Raw genomic sequence first — 22,003 nt, 5'->3', positions numbered from 1 at the left:
GTCTCAAGAGTGTCAGCAAACCTTAGTCATCCAAGAAGCTGCGCAACACTTCTGAACGGCTTGGGTGGCGCAGTTTACGCAACGCTTTAGCTTCGATCTGGCGGATACGCTCACGGGTAACGTCGAACTGTTTGCCCACTTCTTCCAGCGTGTGGTCAGTGTTCATATCGATACCGAAACGCATACGCAGCACTTTCGCTTCACGTGCGGTCAGGCCAGCCAGAACGTCGTGCGTTGCAGAACGCAGGCTTTCAGAGGTGGCAGAATCCAGCGGCAGCTCAAGGGTGGTATCCTCGATAAAATCGCCCAGATGTGAATCTTCATCATCACCAATCGGCGTTTCCATGGAGATCGGCTCTTTGGCGATCTTCAGCACTTTGCGGATCTTGTCTTCCGGCATCAGCATACGTTCAGCCAGTTCTTCCGGCGTTGGCTCGCGGCCCATCTCTTGCAGCATCTGGCGCGAAATACGGTTGAGCTTGTTGATGGTCTCAATCATATGCACCGGAATACGGATGGTGCGCGCCTGGTCGGCGATAGAACGGGTGATCGCCTGACGGATCCACCAGGTGGCATAAGTCGAGAACTTATAACCACGACGATATTCAAACTTATCTACCGCTTTCATCAGGCCGATGTTGCCTTCCTGAATCAGATCCAGGAACTGCAGACCACGGTTGGTGTACTTCTTGGCGATCGAGATAACCAGACGCAGGTTGGCTTCAACCATCTCTTTCTTCGCACGGCGGGCTTTCGCTTCACCGATCGACATACGACGGTTGATGTCTTTTACCTGCTCAATGGTCAGGCCGGTTTCTTCTTCGATCTGACGCAGTTTCTGCAGGCTGCGCTGCACATCGTCACTGACTTCTTTCAGCTTTTCTGACCATGGCTTAGCCATTGCCAATGCGGCTTCGAACCAGGTGGTGCTGGTTTCGTTACCGGCGAACAGAGTGACGAAGTTTTTCTTCGGCATTTTGCACTGTTCAACACATAACTTCATGATGAGGCGTTCTTGAGTACGAACGCGATCCATCATGGTACGCATGCTGTTGACCAGGAAGTCGAACTGTTTTGGCACCAGGCGGAACTGCTTGAACACTTCAGACAGCTTCAGGATCTCTTCTGCTGCACTGGCGTGGCTGCGGCCATTCTTTTTGATCATCTGGCGAGTTGCTTCGTACTGATCGCGCAGTTCGGCAAATTTCTGGCGTGCCAGTTCCGGATCGATGCTGTTGTCGTCTTCAGCATCTTCGTCTTCATCTTCGTCTTCGTCGTCGTCATTCTGCTCTTCGGTCGTTAATTCTGAACCGATGTGCGTAGCGGTTGGAGCGATCTCCTCTTCCGCGTTGGGATCAACGAAGCCAGTGATCAAGTCGGACAGGCGAGCTTCACCCGCTTCGACGCGATCGTATTGTTCCAGCAGATAAGTGATGGCCTCCGGATACTCAGCCACGGAGCACTGAACCTGGTTAATACCGTCTTCGATACGCTTGGCGATGTCGATCTCGCCTTCGCGCGTCAGCAGTTCAACGGTACCCATTTCACGCATATACATGCGCACCGGGTCGGTAGTACGGCCAATCTCGGATTCAACGCTGGAGAGCACCTGAGCTGCGGCTTCTTCTGCGTCTTCGTCTGTACTGTTTGAGTTTTCAGCAAGTAATAGGTCATCGGCATCCGGTGCCTCTTCCATCACCTGGATGCCCATGTCATTAATCATCTGGATGATGTCTTCGATCTGGTCGGAGTCGACGATATCTTCCGGCAGATGGTCATTGACCTCAGCATAGGTCAGATAGCCTTGCTCCTTACCACGGGTGACAAGTAGCTTTAGCTGTGACTGCGGGTTTTGCTCCATAAGACGGTATCCACACTTCAGAGTATTTGGGTTGGTGTCGGTCGGCGAAACTGCCAACAATAGCATTTGGGGCGTTTTAGTTGTTGCCGCGGCCCACTATGGCGGCATATTGCAGGGTTGAACCCTCGCATTTATCGGCACTTAAGCCGTTGGTATTCAGTTTTTTTTCGCTAACACCTGATTCAGTGAGCGAACTTCTTCACGCTCTTCAGGACTCAGGCCGTGTGTTCTGGCTTGGGCGATAAGTGTTTCCAGCCGCTGCTCTAGCACTGAGTCATACAGGCTGGCCAGCGTATCCAAAAATGTCTGTTCAACCATATCCTCAACGATCATATGGTTCCAGGTTGCCAAGGTTTCAAGCTGTTGGCTGAATTTGTTGTCGCGATACAACTCCAGCAATTGGCCGGTGGTCAGGCCAGGCTGTGCCAAGCAGGTTTGCACCAGTTCAACAAACAGCGGCAACCCAGCCTGTTTGGTCTGCTCCAACCCTTCCAGTGAGGGTATAAGTGTAGCCAAACGCGGATTTTGTACCAGTAATCCTATCAGTATACGCATGGTTGTGCGTTTTAGCTGCGGCACTTGATAAGTATTCGCATTTTCAGCCTGCTTGGGCATCAGCTTGTCGAGCTGGCTATCGTCCAACAGGCCCAGTTTACTGCCGAGTTGCTGGCGCAGATACAGACGCAGGGTTTCACCCGGCACCTGAGTAATCAGCGGCAGTGCCAGCGTGCTCAGCTTGGCGCGGCCATCCGGGCTGCTCAGATCAACCTGTGGCATCAGGGTTTCGAACAGGAAAGTGGAAAGTGGCTGTGCCAGTTCCATACGCTGTTCAAACGCCTCTTTACCTTCTTTCCGGACCAACGTGTCCGGGTCTTCGCCATCGGGCAAAAACATAAACCGCAATTGCCGCCCGTCGTTGAGGTAGGGCAACGCAGTTTCCAGCGCGCGCCAGGCGGCTTCTCGGCCAGCTCTGTCGCCGTCATAGCAGCAGATAACGTTATCGGTGGCGCGGAACAGTAGCTGAATATGTTCAGCCGTTGTCGAGGTTCCGAGTGAGGCGACGGCATAGTCGATGCCGTATTGCGCAAGCGCCACCACGTCCATGTAGCCTTCTACCACCAGCAAACGTTGCAGGGTAGGGTGGCTCTGCTGTGCTTCATACAGGCCGTACAACTGGCGGCCCTTGTGGAATACTTCGGTTTCCGGCGAGTTCAGGTATTTCGGCATACCATCGCCTAATACACGGCCACCAAAGGCGATCACCCGCCCACGTTTATCGCGGATAGGGAACATGACACGTTCGCGGAAACGATCGTAGGTGCGCCCCTGATCGTTAGTCACCAACATTCCGGCATCGTTCAATGCTGCACGATTATCCGCATCGCGACCAAAGCGTTTTAACGCGTTATCCCAACCGGCAGGTGCAAAACCGATAGCAAAATGCTGGATCACCTGCTCGCTGAGCCCACGCCGCAGCAGGTAATCACGCGCCTGCGCACCGTTGGCTTGATACAATGACTGCTGATAAAACGCGTTAAGCTGTTCCATCAGTTGATAAAGACTTTGGCGCTGATGGCGTTCAATCTGTGTCGGCCCGGTACCTGCCTCATAAGGCACTTCCAGCCCGTTCATGGTGGCCAGTTCCTCAATGGTTTCGACAAACTCAAGCCTGTCGTAATTCATCAGGAAATCAACGGCGTTGCCGTGCGCACCACAACCAAAACAGTGATAAAACTGCTTTTCGCCATTAACGGTAAATGAAGGCGTTTTTTCGTGGTGGAACGGACAGCACGCGTGATAATTCTTGCCTTGCTTCTTGAGCTTTACCCGGGCGTCGATCAGATCGACGATGTCGGTGCGCGCCAGCAAGTCATTGATAAATACACGCGGAATTCGTCCAGCCATAAGCCCTTATTCGATTGCTTATAAACGAGAACAAGCCGCGCATTCCTTACGGAAAGCACGGCCTTCGTATGCAACTACTCAGTCTGCGTGTTCTTGGAAAAGAAAAAATCACGCGGTGGGGTTACCCCCGAAGGATTAATACAGACGAGTGCGGCGTGCGTTTTCGCGAGCCAATTTCTTCGCGTGACGTTTTACAGCAGAAGCTTTAGCGCGTTTACGTTCGGTAGTTGGTTTTTCATAAAACTCACGACGACGAACTTCAGCTAAAACACCCGCTTTTTCGCAAGAGCGTTTGAAACGACGCAGAGCAACGTCAAATGGCTCGTTTTCACGTACTTTAATTACCGGCATGTGCCTCTCACCTCAATAGAATTCGGTTTGCTGCTGGCCAAGCGCCAGCCTTTTCAAAATGGTGCGGAATTTTACTTCAATGGATGCTGCTTTGTAAAGCACCATAGCAAATTGAAACATGCCGCGTTTCGGCAAACTCGCGCAATTATGCATCGGCCACGGATTATAGACTAATCGGGGAGAATTGCTCGTTTTTAATCGCCTTGGCTGCTGCTTTGCGCATCATCAACTTAGCGTACAGTGGCGGTAAATGGCCGTAATTATGCTAGACTGGCGGCCGCATGTGAATGATGGGAAATGTAATGCGAGTACTGGGTATAGAAACCTCCTGCGATGAAACCGGGATTGCAGTGTATGACGAACAAGCCGGTTTATTGGCCAATCAGCTTTACAGCCAGGTGAAACTGCACGCCGATTACGGTGGCGTGGTGCCGGAGTTGGCTTCTCGCGATCACGTGCGTAAAACCGTGCCGCTGATTCAGGCAGCCTTGAAAGAAGCAAACCTGACCGCCGCAGACATCGACGGTGTGGCCTATACCGCCGGCCCAGGCCTGGTAGGGGCTTTGCTGGTGGGGGCCACCATTGGCCGTGCGCTGGCGTTTGCCTGGAACGTGCCAGCGGTGCCGGTGCATCATATGGAAGGCCATTTGTTGGCACCTATGCTGGAAGATAACCCACCGGCATTTCCGTTTGTGGCGCTGCTGGTGTCTGGCGGTCATACCCAGCTCATCAGCGTTACCGGTATTGGTGAATACGAATTATTGGGCGAATCAATCGATGATGCTGCCGGTGAGGCTTTCGATAAAACCGCCAAGCTGCTGGGGTTGGATTATCCCGGTGGCCCGATGTTGTCTAAAATGGCGCAGCAGGGCACCGAAGGGCGGTTTATCTTCCCACGCCCGATGACCGATCGCCCAGGCCTGGACTTCAGCTTTTCCGGCTTGAAGACTTTTGCTGCCAATACTATCCGCTCCAACGGTAACGACGATCAGACGCGTGCCGATATCGCGCGGGCTTTTGAAGACGCGGTGGTGGATACGCTGGCGATCAAATGCAAACGCGCGCTGGAGCAGACCGGGTTTAAGCGCCTGGTGATGGCCGGCGGCGTTAGCGCCAACCGCACATTGCGCGCCAAGCTGGCGGAAATGATGAAAAAACGTGGTGGTGAAGTCTTTTATGCCCGCCCGGAATTCTGTACCGATAACGGGGCAATGATCGCTTACGCAGGGCTGATACGGTTGAAAAGCGCTGCCAATCCAGAGTTGGGCGTGTCTGTGCGCCCACGTTGGCCGCTGGCGGAATTACCTGCGGTATAAAAGCTAAGGGCCGGAATCCCCGGCCCTCGATTATTCTTCTCTATTCTCTTGTTGTTCTGCGGTAGTGGTTGGTTTTTTGCGGGATTTCCCCCAGATTTTATCTTCTTGTCCACGCCACAGACGCTGGATGTTGTCGTGATGGCGCATCAGGATCAGGCACGAAAGCATCGCCACCGGGAAAGTAAACTGAGGCTTAAACCACCAGACGTAGAAGGGAGCTATCAGCGCACTGACAATGGCACCCAATGAGGAATAGCCGCTCAGCAGCACGCTCAGTAGCCAGGTGCCGGTCATCAGGCCGGTGAGATCCCAGCCAATCGGGGCGATCGCACCAAACGCCGTGGCAACGCCTTTGCCGCCGCGAAAGTGAAAGAACACCGGATAAATGTGGCCGAGGCAAGCGGCGATCGCCGTCAGGCCAAGGTAGAGCGGTGGGACATTCAGCGCATAGGCCAGCCAGACCGGTAGCATCCCTTTCAAAATATCAAAGACCAGCACGGTTGCTGCGGCTAGCTTGCCACCAATGCGCAGAACGTTAGTCGCACCGGGGTTTCCCGACCCATGTTGACGCGGATCCGGTAGCCTGGCGATCCGGCAAACCAGGATCGCGCTGGAAATTGAGCCACACAGATACGCGAAGATAATCATGCCAAGCGCGGTAGCACTCATAACGCGGTTCCGTTTAATAATGGTCGTTTTACTCGCAATATCTATGGATAATACGCACATTCCGCTGGAAGTGGTATCCGGCAGGGCCAAAAACTGAGAATGACGTGATGGATATCGTATTTATCGAAGAGCTGACCGTGATCACCACGATTGGCGTTTATGATTGGGAACAGACCATACAGCAGAAACTGGTGTTCGATATCGAAATGGCTTGGGATAACCGCCAGGCAGCGGCCAGTGATGATGTGAACCACTGCCTGAGCTATGCGGATGTCAGCGATGCGATCATTCAGCATGTGCAGCCGCAGCGTTTTGCGCTGGTGGAGCGGGTGGCAGAGGAGGTATCCGAAATTTTACTGCAGCGCTTTAAATCCCCGTGGGTCCGTATTAAGGTCAGCAAGCCGGGAGCGGTTGCACAGGCCAGCCGGGTTGGTGTGATCATTGAGCGTGGCACGCGAGGTGGCTGATTGTCATCTGGGTGCAATTCAGAGACGTTATTCTGAGCGGCAATGTACTGAACACTGCCGCTTTTTACGTTTATACCCTTTATTTTCAACGGTTAGCTGAGCAGTAGGGTATAGAGCCTTAAATTTGACATGGGGTAAAACCGGATCATGGCTGACATGCATTCACTGTTTGTTGCGTTTGTTCTTGGGGTGGTTGAAGGGTTAACCGAATTTTTGCCGGTTTCCTCTACTGGGCATATGATCATCGTGGGTGAGTGGTTGGGGTTTACCGGTGACACGGCTAAAACCTTCGAAGTGATCATCCAACTGGGGTCGATTCTGGCGGTGGTCGTGGTGTTTTGGCGTCGTTTGTTTGGCCTGATTGGCATTCATTTCGGTGGTAAACCGGTTGAGCATGACGGTAAAACGGCGGGGCATCTGAAATTGGGCCATATTTTGCTGGCGATGTTCCCGGCGGTGGTGATAGGGCTGATCTTTCACGACCTGATAAAATCGCTGTTTGAACCGAAGAACGTGATGTACGCGTTGATCGTTGGCGGTGTACTGTTGCTGGTGGCTGAATGGCTGAAACCGAAGAATCCATCGGCTGTCGGGCTGGACGACATCACGTATCGTCAGGCATTTGCTATCGGTTGTTTCCAGTGCTTGGCGCTGTGGCCGGGCTTTTCCCGTTCCGGCTCTACGATTTCTGGCGGTATGCTGGTGGGCGTGAACCGTTATGCGGCGTCCGAATTCTCCTTTATTCTGGCCGTGCCGATGATGATGGGAGCCAGCGCGCTGGATCTCTACAAAAGCCTGCATTTCCTGACGCTGGGCGACTTGCCGATGTTCGCCGTCGGTTTTATCACTGCTTTCATCGTGGCGCTGATCGCCATTAAAACCTTCCTGCAACTCATCAAGCGTATTTCATTTGTGCCGTTTGCCATTTATCGCTTTATTGTCGCGGGTGTGGTGTACATGGTGTTTATGTAACAGCAAGAGATGCCCTCTTCTTGAATAGTGGGTTCTGCCCACTATTCTCAGATTCCCCCCTTATCTTCTCGCCATTTGGTCCTACCAATCAATAAAAAATGTGAATCCTCAACACAGAACGGCAAAAAAGGCGTACAGAGATATTGCATGTCATTAACAACGAATTAACTATTGCATATCAATTATATTACCCGGCATGATTGGTCAGACCAAAATGGTGGGGTAAAGGCGAAAATCGTTGGAGATACCTGCATGCAAGCCTGGCAACAAGTTTATGATCCTATTGGCAATATCTGGCTGTCGAGTCTGATCGCCGCGCTGCCTATTCTGTTTTTCTTTTTTGCCCTGATTAAACTGAAACTTAAGGGACACATTGCCGCAACGCTCACCGTGGGGATTGCTCTGCTGGTGGCGTTATTCCTCTACCAAATGCCCGCTGACCGTGCGATTGCGGCGGTAGTGTATGGCTTTTTCTATGGTTTATGGCCGATTGCGTGGATCATTGTCGCGGCGGTGTTCGTGTATAAAATCTCGGTCAAAACCGGGCAATTTGACATCATCCGCTCTTCGATTCTTTCGATCACTCCCGATCAACGCTTACAGATGCTGATCGTTGGCTTCTGTTTTGGCGCATTTCAGGAAGGGGCCGCCGGGTTTGGCGCGCCAGTGGCGATTACCGCCGCATTGCTGGTTGGGCTGGGGTTTAATCCGCTGTATGCGGCTGGGCTTTGCCTGATTGTTAACACCGCGCCAGTGGCTTTTGGTGCTATGGGGATCCCCATTATCGTCGCTGGCCAAGTCACGGGGCTAGATAGCTTCGAAATCGGCCAGATGGTGGGGCGTCAATTGCCATTCCTGACGATCATCGTGCTGTTCTGGATTATGGCGATTATGGACGGTTGGCGCGGTATTAAGGAAACCTGGCCTGCGGTAGTGGTGGCTGGGGGGAGCTTTGCCCTTGCGCAGTACCTCAGCTCCAACTTTCTTGGGCCAGAACTGCCAGATATCATCTCCTCGCTGGTTTCACTGGTGTGCCTGACGCTGTTTCTGCGAGTCTGGCAGCCTAAACGCATCTTCCGCTTTGAGAACGTTGAAAGCTCAGTTACCGATCAACCACTGGTACAGCATCACTATCGGTTAGGGCAGATTATTCGCGCCTGGATGCCGTTTATTTTCCTGACCGCGACGGTTACCCTGTGGAGCATCCCACCGTTTAAGGCATTGTTTGCTAAAGGTGGGGTATTGCAGGATTGGGTGCTCAACTTCCCTGTCCCCTTCCTGGATAAACTGGTAGCGAAAATGCCGCCAGTTGTGGCAGACATCACGCCTTATGCTGCGGTGTTCAAGCTCGACTGGTTCTCTGCTACCGGTACTGCGATTATGGTGGCGGCGATTGCCTCAGTGATTTATCTGCGGATGAAGCCCAAAGACGCGGTCACTACCTTTGCAGAAACGTTAAAAGCCTTGATGCTGCCTATCTATTCGATCGGCATGGTGCTGGCGTTTGCCTTTATTTCTAACTATTCCGGCCTGTCGGCCACGCTGGCGTTGGCACTGGCACATACTGGCAAAGCCTTCACCTTTTTCTCCCCATTCCTGGGTTGGTTAGGGGTGTTTCTCACCGGTTCAGATACCTCGTCCAACGCGTTGTTCGCCGCCCTGCAGGCGACTACCGCACAGCAGATTGGCGTCTCTGATGTATTGCTGGTGGCGGCAAATACCACTGGTGGGGTCACCGGGAAAATGATTTCGCCGCAGTCTATTGCCATCGCTTGTGCCGCCGTTGGCCTGGTGGGCAAAGAGTCAGACCTGTTCCGCTTTACAGTAAAACACAGCCTGATCTTCACCTGCATGGTGGGCGTTATCACTACGCTGCAGGCGTATTGGCTGACATGGATGATCCCATGACCAGGCTTCATCCTCTGCGTTTGGCCGATCGTTTGGTTGAGCACCTTAAAGCGATGATTCAGGAACGTAAACTGGAAGCGGGCATGCGTTTGCCCGCTGAACGTCAGTTGGCTAGCGAGCTAGGCGTTTCGCGTTCTTCTTTGCGTGAAGCGATTCAAAAGCTGATCAGCGAAAAAGTGCTGATTAGCCGACGCGGCGGTGGAACCTATGTTTATGACGAGCTTTCCCCTTGGTCGGAGCAAAGCATCGTGGAGCCATTAAGAACCTTGGTGGCTGACGATCCTGACTATCGCTACGACATTCTGGAGGCCCGCCACGCTATTGAGGCCAGCACCGCCTGGCATGCGGCGATGCGGGCGACAGCAGCAGATAAAGAGAAGCTGCAGGCTTGCTTCGACGCCACGTTAGAATTTAAGGACAGCGACAACCCTGACTTGGCAGCGCAGGCGGATGTGCGTTTCCACCTGGCGATTGCCGAAGCCTCGCACAACGTGGTTTTACTGCAAACCATGCGCGGTTTCTTCGATTTAATGCAGTCCTCCGTAATGCATAGCCGCCAGCGCATGTATACCGTGCCGAGCATTTTTATGCGGCTGACCGAACAGCATGAGGAAATGCTGCAGGCTATTTTGGCCGGTGACCCCGAGCGCGCTGGCAAGGCGGCGAAATCCCACCTGGGGTTTGTGCATACCACCATTAAAAGCCTGCATGAAGATGAGGCAAGGTTGGCGCGTATTACCCGTTTGCCAGATGAAAATTCACTGTAATAAGGGAGATTGATCCATGATTATCTCAGCAGCCACCGACTATCGCGCTGCGGCGCAACGTAAACTGCCCCCGTTTCTGTTTCACTATATTGATGGTGGTGCTTACGCCGAGCACACCTTGCGGCGCAATGTCGAAGATCTGGCGCAGGTCGCGCTGCGCCAGCGTGTGCTGAACAATATGTCGGCGCTCAGTTTGGAAACCAAGCTCTTCGATGAAATGTTATCCATGCCTGTTGCCCTTGGCCCTGTCGGGCTGTGCGGTATGTACGCCCGGCGCGGTGAGGTGCAGGCTGCGCGGGCCGCAGAGCAAAAAGGTATCCCTTTCACGCTTTCTACCGTCTCGGTGTGCCCGATAGAAGAGGTCACGCCTGCAATCAAGCGCCCGATGTGGTTTCAACTGTATGTGTTAAAAGATCGCGGATTTATGCGCAATGCTTTGGAGCGCGCGAAAGCGGCGGGCTGTACTACCCTGGTATTCACCGTGGATATGCCGACGCCTGGCGCGCGTTACCGCGATGCACATTCGGGCATGAGTGGCCCACATGCGGCGCTGCGGCGTTACTGGCAATCGGTGACCCGCCCCGCTTGGGCATGGGATGTTGGCCTGAACGGGCGCCCGCATGATTTGGGGAATATCTCCGCATACCTCGGTAAGCCTACCGGTTTGGAAGATTACATCGGCTGGCTGGGAGCCAACTTTGATCCTTCTATTTCGTGGAGTGATTTGGAATGGATCCGCGATTTCTGGCAGGGGCCGATGGTGATTAAAGGCATTCTTGATGCTGACGATGCGCGTGATGCCGTGCGTTTTGGTGCAGATGGCATCGTGGTTTCCAACCACGGTGGTCGCCAGCTTGATGGGGTGCTTTCATCGGCTCGGGCATTGCCGATGATTGCCGACGCGGTGAAGGGGGATATCACCATCCTGGCAGACAGCGGAATACGCAGCGGATTAGATGTGGTACGTATGATCGCTCTCGGGGCCGACAGCGTGCTGCTGGGGCGTGCTTATCTTTATGCCTTGGCGACTGCAGGTCAGGCCGGGGTTGAGAACTTGCTCGAACTGATCAAAAAAGAGATGTGCGTAGCGATGACCTTGACCGGGGCGAAAAGTATCGCCGAAATCAGCCGTGACTCATTAGTACGGGAAGGATTTTAAGCCATCTTCCTCTTTCCTGAAGGGGGGAAAGAGGAAGAGTTCAACCAGCTTAAGCCTGCGGTTCCTGCGTTTTCTTCCATTCTGCCAATGCCTGCTGGCGGCGGCGTTTTACCTCATCGCGGATCGCTAACCCTTGCAGACCGCTCTCCACCACCTGTTGGATCGAGACGGTATTGGCAACCTGATACGCCTGGCGCAGATAATCTCCCTGTGGATAGGGGTTGTTTTCAAAACCGGTGCGGCCACGAGCATCCGCTTCGCTGGTGAGGATCATCTGTTCCAGCCGCTGCGGTTTACGCCATACATCAATGGCATCAAACAACTTCAACAGAGTTTCTGGGCGTAGCTTGTTCACCGTGTGGATCAGGTCGTGGTATTCAGCGACCAGTTTGGCCAAATCACGTAACGGATTGGGCACGCGCAGCCGTTTGCACAGCGCTTCAACCAGTTTGACCCCGGCTGGGCCGTGGCCATAGTGATGGGGCCACAGCTCTGGCGGCGTTTTGCCTTTGCCGAGATCGTGGCACAGTGCGGCAAAGCGGATATCCACGTCAGGGCTGAGCTGTGTGGCAATCGCCAGCGTCATCAGGGTATGCACACCGGTATCAATCTCCGGGTGCCACTTTTCTGGTGCGGGTACGCCGAACAGCGCGTCGATCTCAGGGAACAACACCTGCAGCGCGCCACAATCGCGCAGTACCTGAAAATAAACCTGCGGGCTTTGGCTCTGTAACGCTTTCTCGGTTTCTTTCCACACGCGTTCCGCCGTCAGCGCCGCCAGTTCCCCACTTTCTGCCATCTGTTGCATCAGTTCAGCGGTTTCAGCTGCGAGGGTGAAACCCAGATGGGCAAAGCGGGCGGCGAAACGTGCCACGCGCAGCACGCGTAAAGGATCCTCCCCAAAGGCGTTGGAAACGTGGCGTAAGATCCGTGCTTCTAGGTCGGCCTGGCCGTGGTAAGGATCGACCAGTTTACCATCGTCATCTTGTGCGATGGCGTTGATGGTGAGATCGCGCCGGAGTAGATCTTCTTCCAAGGTTACGTCTGGCGCGGCATAGCAGGTAAATCCGGTATAACCCTGGCCGGATTTGCGCTCTGTTCGCGCTAGTGCATATTCCTCATGGGTTTTTGGATTGAGAAATACCGGGAAATCTTTACCCACCTGCTGGTAACCACGGGCCAGCAGATCGTCAGGCGTAGCCCCGACCACCACCCAGTCGCGATCGACCACCGGTATATTGAGCAGATTGTCGCGAACGGCACCGCCGACCAGGTAAATCTTCACGGTTGTACTCCTGAGCGTGTTGTAGCTTGTTTTATCAGATTACATGAATTGGCGAACTGATGCTGAGAGCCATAAAAATGGCGCCCGCAGGCGCCTGATTTGGCTGATAACGCGATCAGTTCATCCAGCGATTATTTTTACGGCGCGGAACCAGGCGTGGAAGCAGCAGCCCAAGCAGCAGGCCAGCCCCCGCAACGCCGCCACCATACAGGAACCATTGCAGAATAATGGTGCGCTGTTTGTCGTCAAGCTGCAGATTAACCGCATTCACCTTTTTCTGGGCAACAACCAGCTGATTTTTCAGATCCTGGTTTTCCTGGCGCAGGCCATCGATGGTGCTATCGCTGGCGGCCACTTTTTGCTGCATTTCGGCGGTGCGCTGATTCCAACTGTTGTCAATATTAGCCAGTTTGTCGGTCAGGGTTTTCACCTGTTGCTCCAGATCGGGCACCTGGGTGCGCAAGCTTGGCGTCTGGCTCAACTGATCCAGTTGGATCCACACGGTGCGCCCTTTAGAGTCACGGACCTGGCCGTAGGTATTGTTTTCATTCACGCTCAGCAGGGTGACTTCTTCACCGGCATTTAACGTTCCTACAATACGGTATTGCGTACCAGGGCCGCTGTGAACGTAAGTATTTAATTCATCGGAGATATAGCGTTTATCTTCGGCATGTGCGCCCCAAGTGATGCTAAAGCTCAGCACGGCAAGGTAAATCAGGCGTAATTTCTGCATGAGTTAATCGTTTCTAGGTGAATTAATGGAACGATAGTAGAGGGTTCAGCCTGTTGGCGCAACGCTAAAACTGGAATGAGGACAGTCTTAGTATCAGGGATTTCGTGCGTTGCGCGGTATTTTACCGCGTAACAGGTTTTTTCTGCACTCAGCAGAGTCAAGCCGTGGGGAATCGCGGTAAGATAATGGCCATTGTGCGCTGTCGGGCCGTTTTGGCTGGCGACTCCGCTGCCGTGAAGCCCCACAGGAATGCCTAACCCATTGGTGTAAAAGAATCATGAGCGTTGAAATAGAACTGAAATTTATCGTTTCTCCTGAAGCGATTGCTGCACTCCCCACCCGGTTGGCTGCCTGGCCGCATCAGCATTTTGCACCGCAGAAACTGACCAATATCTACTTTGAAACCGCCGATAACTTCCTGCGTAATCATGATATGGGTTTGCGTATTCGTGGCTTTGACGACAGTTATGAAATGACTATCAAAACCGCAGGTTCGGTGGTTGGCGGTTTGCATCAGCGGCCAGAATACAACGTTGCCATCAGCAAACCGGCGTTGGCATTGAAAAAATTCCCGGCAGAGATCTGGCCGCAGGATTGCAAGTTGGCACAGTTGCAAAAGGCGCTGCAACCGCTGTTCCGTACCGATTTTGTGCGGGAGAAGTGGGTGATCACTTACGGTGAAAGCGAGATTGAGATTGCGTTCGATCAGGGCGAGGTCTGTGCGGGTGACATGAGCGAAGCACTGTGCGAGGTTGAGCTGGAACTGAAACAGGGCCAGGCGAGCGATCTGCTGGCTTTGGCTACGGCCTTGGCGGAACAAGGTGGTTTACGCCAGGGCAGCTTGAGTAAAGCTGCGCGGGGTTATCATCTGGCGCAAGGCAATGCCGAACGGGAATGCCGCCCGTTGACCGTGCTGCAACCCGCCGCCAAATCCACGGTTGAACAAGGCATGATCGCCGCTTTTGAGCTGGCGCTGAGCCACTGGCAGTATCATGAAGAACTGTGGCTGCGTGGTGACAAACAGGCCCGCCGCGCGGTTATGGAGGCAATTGCCTTGATTCGTCAGGCATTAGTGATTTTTGGTGGCTTGGTGCCACGCAAAGCCAGTGCCGATCTGCGAGCCCGTCTGACGGCGCTGGAACCCTTGTTGCAGGATAAAACCACCAAGCCACAGGTGTTGTGCTATAGCGCGGAGTATCTGCAATGTAAGTTGGCGCTCACATCATGGCTGATTACCGGCGCATGGCGGCCGTTTGTCGATGCCAAAGCGCAGGCAAAACTGGATGGTTCATTCAAGCGCTTTAGCGATATTATGCTGGGGCGCAGTGCTGCCGAGTTGAAAGAGGCTTTCACGCGCTCCTTGAATGAAGATGAATATCAGGAGCAGTTGCCGCGTTTGACGCGTCAGGTGCTGGCTTTCATGTTGCTTTCCGGTGCCTACCCAGACAGCGAAACCGGGCCATACATTGACAGTTGGCGTGAATTGCAACTGGCGATCGCGGAGCGCCGTCAAGGCTGGTATGAAGGCAGCCGCAAGCAAGCTTTATCGCATGCGCCGTTCTGGTTAAATGGTGCAATTCGTTAATTATACTGCTGGCCTGCTTGTTGGCAGGCTGTAGAACAGGTCACTCACTTATGTTGCCACTCTCTGCTGCGTTACAGGTTCAGGCACAGAATATCGTGCAGCGATTTCAGGAAGCTCAAGGCGTGGGGATACTGCCCAACGCTACGGAACAGGGCGTATTGGCGTCGAGCGATTTTGTCAGCGACATGTTGCTCAACCACCCTGAATGGCTGGAAAGGTTGCGCCAGCAGCCACCGGTTCCTGAAGAGTGGCGGCACTATGCCGCTTGGTTGCAGGACGAACTTGAAGAAGTGCATGACGAAACTCACCTGATGCAGATTCTGCGCCTGTTTCGCCGTGAGAGCCTGGTGCGCATTGCCTGGGCGCAGGCCCAGAAGCTCTGTACCACAGAACAAACCTTGCAGCAGTTGAGCGCCTTGGCGGAAACGCTGATCGTCAGCGCCCGCGATTGGCTATACCAGGCCTGTTGCCGTGAATGGGGTACGCCTTGCAACGCTGCTGGGGTGCCGCAGCCGTTGCTGATCCTGGGCATGGGCAAGTTGGGCGGCGGTGAACTGAATTTCTCTTCGGATATCGATCTGATCTTCGTCTACCCGGAAAATGGCCAAACGCAAGGTGGCAGGCGTGAACTGGATAACGCCCAGTTCTTTACCCGTTTAGGGCAGCGGCTGATCAAAGCGCTGGATCAGCAGACTATTGATGGTTTTGTTTACCGGGTCGACATGCGCCTGCGGCCATTTGGCGACAGCGGCCCGCTGGTAATGAGCTTTGCCGCGCTGGAGGATTACTACCAGGAGCAGGGGCGTGATTGGGAACGCTACGCGATGGTGAAAGCGCGCCTGATGGGCGGCTCTGAAGATCCCTACAGTCAGGAACTGCGCAACACCTTGCGGCCTTTTGTGTTCCGCCGCTATATCGATTTCAGCGTCATTCAATCGCTGCGCAATATGAAAGGCATGATTGCCCGCGAAGTGCGGCGGCGCGGGCTGAAAGACAATATCAAACTGGGTGCTGGCGGCATCCGCGAAATCGAATTTATCACTCAGGTATTCCAACTGATTCGTGGCGGGCGTGAGCCCAGCCTGCAGGGGCGCTCATTGTTGCCGACGCTGCAGGCGGTGGGCGAGTTGGGGTTGCTGACCGCGCAACAGGTGGGGGATCTGAGCGCCAGTTACCTGTTTTTGCGGCGGCTGGAGAACCTGCTGCAGGCGATTGCCGACCAGCAAACGCAAACATTGCCGCAGGATGCATTGGATCAGGCCCGCCTGGCTTGGGGGATGGATCAGCCTGACTGGCCATCACTGTTGGTGGCGCTGGAAGCCCATATGCAGCAGGTGCGTGCGGTATTTGATGAACTGATCGGCGACGACAGCCCAGATGTGGGCGAAGATCCCAACTATCAGCACTATTACAGCCTGTGGCAGGACGAACTGGAAGAAAACGAACTCGCTCCGTTGACGCCGCATCTGAGTGAGGACGCTCGTCGCCAAATGTTGCGCACGATCGCTGAATTCCGCCGCGATGTGGATAAACGCACCATCGGCCCGCGTGGCCGCGATGTGTTGGATCAGTTGATGCCACGCCTGCTAGCAGAGGTCTGCCCGCGCAGCGATGCACCCACCGCGCTGGTGCGTTTGACGCAACTGTTGCTGAGTATTGTTACCCGCACCACTTATCTTGAATTGCTGGTGGAATATCACGCTGCGCTCAGCCATTTGATCCGCCTGTGTGCTGCTTCGCCAATGGTTACCAGCCAGTTGGCGCGCTATCCGCTGTTGCTGGACGAACTGCTGGATCCTTCTACTCTTTACCAACCGGTAGCACCTGATGCCTATCGCAGTGAACTGCGCCAGTATCGGCTGCGGGTTCCCGAAGATGATGAAGAGCAGCAGTTGGAAGCGTTGCGGCAGTTCAAGCAGGCGCAGCAACTGCGTATTGCCGCAGCGGATATCGCCGAAGCGCTGCCGGTAATGAAAGTGAGCGATCACTTAACTTACCTGGCTGAAGCGATGATTGATGCGGTGGTGCAACAGGCATGGAAAGACATGGTGGCGCGTTATGGCCAGCCGACCCATCTGCATGAGCGTGAAGGGCGCGGTTTTGCAGTGATTGGCTACGGCAAACTGGGGGGATGGGAGTTGGGTTACAGCTCCGATCTCGATCTGGTGTTCCTGCTTGATTGCCCACCGGAAGTGATGACCGATGGCGCACGCAGTATTGATGGCCGTCAGTTCTATCTGCGCCTGGCCCAGCGAGTGATGCATCTGTTCAGCACCCGTACTTCTTCCGGCATTCTTTATGAAGTGGATGCGCGTCTGCGCCCTTCCGGTGCGGCGGGGATGCTGGTCAGCACCGTTGAGGCTTTCGCCGATTATCAGCGTAACGAAGCCTGGACCTGGGAACATCAGGCGCTGGTGCGCGCGCGCATCGTGTATGGCGATCCGGCGCTGCATCAGCAGTTTGATGCCATTCGCCACGAGATTTTATGCAAAGCGCGTGAAGCAGAAAAACTGCAACAGGAAGTGCGCGAGATGCGTGAGAAAATGCGCAACCATTTAGGTAGCAAACAGCGCGATCTGTTTGATATCAAAGCGGACGAAGATGGTATCACCGATATCGAATTTATCGCCCAATATCTGGTTTTACGCTATGCGAGCGAAGAGCCCCGTTTGACGCGTTGGTCAGATAACGTGCGCATCTTTGAACTGATGGCTAATTACGATCTCATGCCGGAGGAAGAAGCCCGCGCATTGACTCAGGCTTACGTCGCGATGCGCGATGAAATTCACCATCTGGCACTGCAGGAGCATTCCAGCAAGGTCAGTAATGAGCGGTTTATGGCTGAGCGTGAGCAGGTGCGTGCCAGTTGGAAGAAATGGTTAAGTTAACCGGGTTATTACCTGCCGCTATGGTAATATTTGCCGAATTTATTTTTACGACTTGTTTGGAGTTATCGGATGAAAGTTACACTGCCTGATTTTCGCCGCGCCGGTGTGTTGGTGGTTGGTGACGTCATGTTGGATCGCTATTGGTATGGGCCGACCAGCCGTATTTCACCGGAAGCACCGGTGCCGGTGGTCAAGGTGGATACTATCGAAGAGCGTCCCGGTGGTGCGGCTAACGTTGCCATGAATATTGCTTCGCTCGGGGCCAATTCGCGCCTGGTAGGGCTGACCGGTATCGACGATGCGGCGCGTGCGCTGAGCGCCAAGCTGAACGAAGTCAACGTGCGCTGTGATTTTGTTTCGGTGCCGACGCATCCGACTATCACCAAGCTGCGCGTGCTTTCTCGCAACCAGCAGTTGATCCGCCTTGATTTCGAAGAAGGGTTCTCTAACGTCGATCCGCAACCGATGCTGGAGCGCATTCAGCAGGCACTGCCGCAGATTGGCGCACTGGTGCTGTCGGACTACGGTAAAGGCGCATTAAGCAAAGTGCAGGGGATGATCGCCCTGGCACGTGCGGCAAAGGTGCCAGTGCTGATCGATCCGAAAGGCACCGATTTTGAGCGTTACCGTGGCGCGACGCTGCTGACGCCAAACCTGTCCGAATTCGAAGCGGTAGTCGGCCATTGTAAAAATGAAGAGGAGTTGGTTGAGCGTGGCATGAAACTGGTGGCAGATTATGCACTGTCTGCTTTGCTGGTGACCCGTTCCGAGCAAGGGATGACGCTGCTGCAGCCGGGTTGTGCCCCGTTGCATTTGCCGACGCAGGCGCAGGAAGTGTTCGATGTTACCGGTGCCGGTGATACGGTGATTGGCGTGCTGGCCACCGCTCTGGCGGCAGGCAACACGCTGGAAGAGTCGTGCTTCCTGGCCAATGCGGCGGCAGGGGTGGTGGTCGGTAAGCTGGGCACTTCAACCGTTTCCCCCATCGAGCTGGAAAACGCCATTCGTGGACGTGCCGAGACCGGTTTTGGCGTCATGACCGAAGCCGAGCTGAAAAAAGCTGTGGCGCAGGCGCGGCAGCGCGGTGAAAAAGTGGTGATGACTAACGGCATCTTTGACATTCTGCATGCTGGGCACGTTTCTTATCTGGCGAATGCCCGCAAATTGGGCGATCGCCTGATCGTCGCCGTTAACAGCGATGCCTCCACCAAACGCCTGAAAGGGGAAACCCGTCCGATCAACCCGTTGGAAAACCGTATGATCGTGTTGGGAGCATTAGGGGCAGTGGATTGGGTGGTACCGTTTGAAGAGGATACACCGCAGCGCCTGATCGCCGACGTTTTGCCTGATTTACTGGTCAAAGGCGGTGACTACAAACCGCAGGACATTGCTGGCAGTGCCGAAGTCTGGGCCAACGGCGGTGAAGTGAAAGTGCTGAACTTTGAAGATGGGTTATCAACAACCAACATCATCAAGGCCATCAAAGATGGGCGTGATTAACGCTCAATAAGGCTTAGCGTGAGTGGACTGAAACAGGATCTGAGTTTGGCGCAGGGCGTTGGGCTGTTGTCCACTTCGCTGCTGGGAACGGGTGTATTTGCCGTGCCAGCACTGGCAGCGCAGGTCGCAGGCAATGACAGCCTGTGGGCCTGGCCGATATTACTTGCGCTGGTGTTCCCGATTGCTATCGCCTTTGCAGCGTTAGGCCGCCACTTTCCCAGTGCGGGTGGGGCGGCGCATTTTGTCGGCATGGCCTTCGGGCCGCGCATGGCGAAAGTGACCGGCTGGCTGTTTCTCTCGGTGATCCCCGTGGGGTTGCCCGCCGCATTGCAAATTGCGGCAGGTTTCTGGCAATCGGCATTCGGCTGGAGCGCCAACGGTTTGCTGCTGGTGCAGATCGCCACGCTGGTGGTGGTCTGGCTGCTTGGCACGCGTAGCGCGGGTTCTAGCGCCAATATCCAGACGTTGATCGCTATTCTGGTTGTTCTGCTGGTGGTGGCGATCTGGTGGCGAGGTGGCATTACGCCTGCGCAGATCCCTTGGCCTGTGATCAATGAGATTTCCAGGCCCAATATGTTCCACGCTTTGGCCGTGATGTTTTGGTGCTTCGTCGGGCTGGAAGCATTCGCCCACCTTGCTACCGAATTCCGTAATTCTGAGCGAGACTTCCCGCGTGCGCTGCTGATTGGCATGCTGGTAGCCGGTGCGGTTTACTGGGGTTGCACCGTGGCGGTGCTGCACTTTCATGCCTATGGTGCCGATCGCGCCGCTGCGGCTTCGTTGCCCGGCGTGGTGGTACAACTGTTTGGTGAAAGTGCGTTGTGGATTGCCTGCATCATCGGTTATCTGGCCTGTTTTGCCAGCGTGAATATCTATACCCAAAGTTTTGCCCGCCTGGTGTGGTCGCAGGCCAGGCCATCAAGCGCGCTGGCTAAGCTTTCTGCAGGCCAGGTGCCGGTGAATGCCCTGAGTGCAGTCGTCGGTTGCTGCCTGGCTTTCACCCTGCTGATTTATACCCTGAATCTGCCGCTTGATACTCTGCTGGTGTATGCCAATGGGATCTTTGTGCTGATTTACCTGCTGTGTATGCTGGCCGGTTGCCGGATCCTGCAGGGCCGTGCGCGGCTGATGGCGGTGATGGGTTCAATACTGTGCCTGTTGCTGCTGGTGATCATCGGCTGGAAAAGCCTGTATGCATTAGTGATGCTGGTGCTGATCTGGCTGGTGTTGCCACGCCGGGTGCAGGTGGTTGTCAGGAAGGAGTAAGGGCGCGCTGCGGCGCCCTTGGTCAGGCTTATTCGTCTTCTGGCTTGGCAGTGGGTGCGGTATTCAGTTTGCCTTCCAGCTCGGACAAACGCTGTTCCAGCAACGCCAGCTTCTCACGGGTACGCAAGAGCACTTGGGTCTGCACGTCGAATTCTTCGCGGTTAACCAGATCCAAACGGGTCAGTTGCGATTGCAGTACCTGACGGACTTTTTTCTCAACGTCTTCCCCGAATTCCCGTACGCCTTTAGGCAGAGATTCTTGTACTTGGCGTGCGATCTGTTCAATTTTTTTCGGGTCAATCATGGCATTTCCCTTTCTGATATTGGGTGGCTGGAGCCTAGTGTAATGCGAGTTGCCCGCCGGATAAACCCATACTCTTCATCTAGCAGCCGTGGCTTGAAAGACAAGGGTGATGGCGCTATAGTCGAGAGGCTTATTCTCAGGGCGGGGTGAAAGTCCCCACCGGCGGTAAATCATCTTCTACGGTGAAAGCCCGCGAGCGCTCAACTTCTCTCTTGAGGGAGGTTAGAGGTCAGCAGATCCGGTGTAATTCCGGGGCCGACGGTTATAGTCCGGATGGGAGAGAGTAACGACACCTGTCGGGCTTATGCCCGCTTGCGTTATTTTTTCGGCTATTGTGATAGTCACTCCTCAAGCTAGCCCTGGTTCTGGTAATCCATAATATTAATGAGGTTTTTTTACCATGAATCAGACCCTACTTTCAGATTTCGGCACGCCAGCAGAACGCGTTGAACGCGCGCTCGATGCACTGCGCAATGGGCGCGGTGTGATGGTGTTGGATGATGAAAACCGTGAAAACGAAGGTGATATGATCTTCGCCGCAGAAACCATGACCGTTGAGCAGATGGCGCTGACCATTCGCCACGGCAGCGGTATTGTGTGCCTGTGCATCACCGAAGATCGCCGCCAGCAGCTTGAGCTGCCGATGATGGTCACCAACAACTCCAGCCAGTTTCAGACGGCGTTCACCGTAACCATCGAAGCGGCAAAGGGCGTGACGACCGGTGTGTCAGCTTCCGATCGCCTGACGACCATTCGTGCCGCTATTGCCGATAACGCCAAACCAAGCGACCTAAGCCGCCCAGGCCATGTGTTCCCACTACGTGCCCAGCCGGGTGGTGTGCTGAGCCGCCGGGGCCATACCGAAGCAACGATCGATCTGGTCTCAATGGCCGGTTTCAAACCTGCCGGTGTGTTGTGTGAACTGACCAACGATGATGGCAGCATGGCACATGCGCCGGAAGTGATTGTGTTTGCCAGACAACACGACATGGTGGTCTTGACCATCGAAGATCTGGTGGCCTACCGCCAGGCGCAGGAAAGAAAAGCCAGCTGATTTGCTGAAAAGA

18 protein-coding genes and 1 riboswitch are annotated in these 22,003 nt (G+C 54.5%); of the genes, 11 read left to right on the top strand and 7 right to left on the bottom strand.

The features are described 5' to 3' along the window. Positions 1–22: 22 nt before the first annotated feature. The 3 genes from rpoD to rpsU all read right to left on the bottom strand — a co-directional run bounded on the left by rpoD (position 23) and on the right by rpsU (position 4,117). The gene (rpoD, locus tag IV04_RS00850; RefSeq protein WP_037400515.1) at positions 23–1,861 is read right to left on the bottom strand and encodes an RNA polymerase sigma factor RpoD; all 1,839 of its coding nucleotides are present in this window, start codon (positions 1,859–1,861) and stop codon (positions 23–25) included. Positions 1,862–2,017: 156 nt separating this feature from the next. Further along, positions 2,018–3,766, bottom strand: coding sequence for a DNA primase (gene dnaG / locus IV04_RS00845; protein WP_037400517.1), 1,749 nt, complete (start codon positions 3,764–3,766; stop codon positions 2,018–2,020). Positions 3,767–3,901: 135 nt separating this feature from the next. Further along, positions 3,902–4,117, bottom strand: coding sequence for a 30S ribosomal protein S21 (gene rpsU, locus IV04_RS00840; protein ID WP_001144069.1), 216 nt, complete (start codon positions 4,115–4,117; stop codon positions 3,902–3,904). A gap of 302 nt (positions 4,118–4,419) precedes the next feature. Between rpsU and tsaD the strand changes: the two genes are divergently transcribed. Next, positions 4,420–5,433, top strand: a complete 1,014-nt coding sequence (gene tsaD, locus IV04_RS00835; RefSeq protein ID WP_037400519.1) for a tRNA (adenosine(37)-N6)-threonylcarbamoyltransferase complex transferase subunit TsaD — start codon at positions 4,420–4,422, stop codon at positions 5,431–5,433. Between the two features lie 30 nt (positions 5,434–5,463). Here the strand turns inward: tsaD and plsY are convergent, their stop codons facing one another. After that, on the bottom strand, positions 5,464–6,102 hold the full coding sequence (plsY, locus tag IV04_RS00830) for a glycerol-3-phosphate 1-O-acyltransferase PlsY (protein ID WP_037400520.1): 639 nt from the start codon (positions 6,100–6,102) through the stop codon (positions 5,464–5,466). Positions 6,103–6,209: 107 nt separating this feature from the next. Here plsY and folB point away from each other — a divergent pair, with 107 nt between their 5' ends. The 5 genes from folB to lldD all read left to right on the top strand — a co-directional run bounded on the left by folB (position 6,210) and on the right by lldD (position 11,375). Further along, entirely contained in the window at positions 6,210–6,569 is a 360-nt protein-coding gene (gene folB, locus IV04_RS00825) for a bifunctional dihydroneopterin aldolase/7,8-dihydroneopterin epimerase (protein ID WP_037400521.1), read from the top strand. 147 nt (positions 6,570–6,716) lie between these two features. Continuing rightward, a complete protein-coding gene (gene bacA, locus IV04_RS00820; RefSeq protein WP_037400522.1) occupies positions 6,717–7,541 on the top strand; it encodes an undecaprenyl-diphosphate phosphatase in 825 nt (274 codons plus the stop codon). A gap of 252 nt (positions 7,542–7,793) precedes the next feature. Further along, positions 7,794–9,449, top strand: a complete 1,656-nt coding sequence (gene lldP / locus IV04_RS00815) for an L-lactate permease (protein WP_037400524.1) — start codon at positions 7,794–7,796, stop codon at positions 9,447–9,449. Beyond that, entirely contained in the window at positions 9,446–10,216 is a 771-nt protein-coding gene (gene lldR, locus IV04_RS00810; protein ID WP_037400526.1) for a transcriptional regulator LldR, read from the top strand. Before lldP ends, lldR begins: the two co-directional genes overlap by 4 nt. Before the next feature lie 16 nt (positions 10,217–10,232). Next, positions 10,233–11,375 (top strand): FMN-dependent L-lactate dehydrogenase LldD, encoded by a 1,143-nt coding sequence (gene lldD, locus IV04_RS00805; protein ID WP_037400528.1) that lies wholly within the window; start codon positions 10,233–10,235, stop codon positions 11,373–11,375. 49 nt (positions 11,376–11,424) lie between these two features. On the opposite strand, the gene IV04_RS00800 is transcribed toward lldD, so the two are convergent. Beyond that, on the bottom strand, positions 11,425–12,660 hold the full coding sequence (locus IV04_RS00800) for a multifunctional CCA addition/repair protein (protein ID WP_037400530.1): 1,236 nt from the start codon (positions 12,658–12,660) through the stop codon (positions 11,425–11,427). A 115-nt stretch (positions 12,661–12,775) separates the two neighbouring features. Continuing rightward, positions 12,776–13,393, bottom strand: coding sequence for a TIGR04211 family SH3 domain-containing protein (locus tag IV04_RS00795; protein ID WP_037400532.1), 618 nt, complete (start codon positions 13,391–13,393; stop codon positions 12,776–12,778). A 277-nt stretch (positions 13,394–13,670) separates the two neighbouring features. Between IV04_RS00795 and IV04_RS00790 the strand changes: the two genes are divergently transcribed. The 4 genes from IV04_RS00790 to yjeH all read left to right on the top strand — a co-directional run bounded on the left by IV04_RS00790 (position 13,671) and on the right by yjeH (position 20,632). Beyond that, positions 13,671–14,978 carry an inorganic triphosphatase gene (locus IV04_RS00790; RefSeq protein WP_037400534.1) on the top strand — a complete coding sequence of 436 codons (1,308 nt, stop codon included), beginning with the start codon at positions 13,671–13,673 and terminating at the stop codon, positions 14,976–14,978. A gap of 50 nt (positions 14,979–15,028) precedes the next feature. Further along, positions 15,029–17,866, top strand: a complete 2,838-nt coding sequence (glnE, locus tag IV04_RS00785; protein ID WP_037400536.1) for a bifunctional [glutamate--ammonia ligase]-adenylyl-L-tyrosine phosphorylase/[glutamate--ammonia-ligase] adenylyltransferase — start codon at positions 15,029–15,031, stop codon at positions 17,864–17,866. Positions 17,867–17,935: 69 nt separating this feature from the next. Then, positions 17,936–19,366, top strand: a complete 1,431-nt coding sequence (gene hldE / locus IV04_RS00780; RefSeq protein WP_037400538.1) for a bifunctional D-glycero-beta-D-manno-heptose-7-phosphate kinase/D-glycero-beta-D-manno-heptose 1-phosphate adenylyltransferase HldE — start codon at positions 17,936–17,938, stop codon at positions 19,364–19,366. A gap of 18 nt (positions 19,367–19,384) precedes the next feature. Next, complete coding sequence (gene yjeH / locus IV04_RS00775) at positions 19,385–20,632, top strand: L-methionine/branched-chain amino acid transporter (protein ID WP_037400540.1); 1,248 nt, start codon at positions 19,385–19,387, stop codon at positions 20,630–20,632. A gap of 28 nt (positions 20,633–20,660) precedes the next feature. Here yjeH and IV04_RS00770 read toward each other — a convergent pair whose 3' ends face one another. Next, a complete protein-coding gene (locus IV04_RS00770; protein WP_037400542.1) occupies positions 20,661–20,936 on the bottom strand; it encodes an accessory factor UbiK family protein in 276 nt (91 codons plus the stop codon). 128 nt (positions 20,937–21,064) lie between these two features. Next, positions 21,065–21,225, top strand: a riboswitch (FMN riboswitch). Between the two features lie 111 nt (positions 21,226–21,336). Here IV04_RS00770 and ribB point away from each other — a divergent pair. Continuing rightward, positions 21,337–21,990, top strand: coding sequence for a 3,4-dihydroxy-2-butanone-4-phosphate synthase (gene ribB, locus IV04_RS00765; RefSeq protein WP_037400544.1), 654 nt, complete (start codon positions 21,337–21,339; stop codon positions 21,988–21,990). Positions 21,991–22,003: the final 13 nt, after the last annotated feature.

This window comes from Serratia sp. Ag1, from assembly GCF_000743355.1.
In the GTDB taxonomy this organism is placed as follows: domain Bacteria; phylum Pseudomonadota; class Gammaproteobacteria; order Enterobacterales; family Enterobacteriaceae; genus Chania.
Note: the sequence above shows the minus strand (reverse complement) of the source record. Positions and strands in the feature narration are given on the sequence as shown.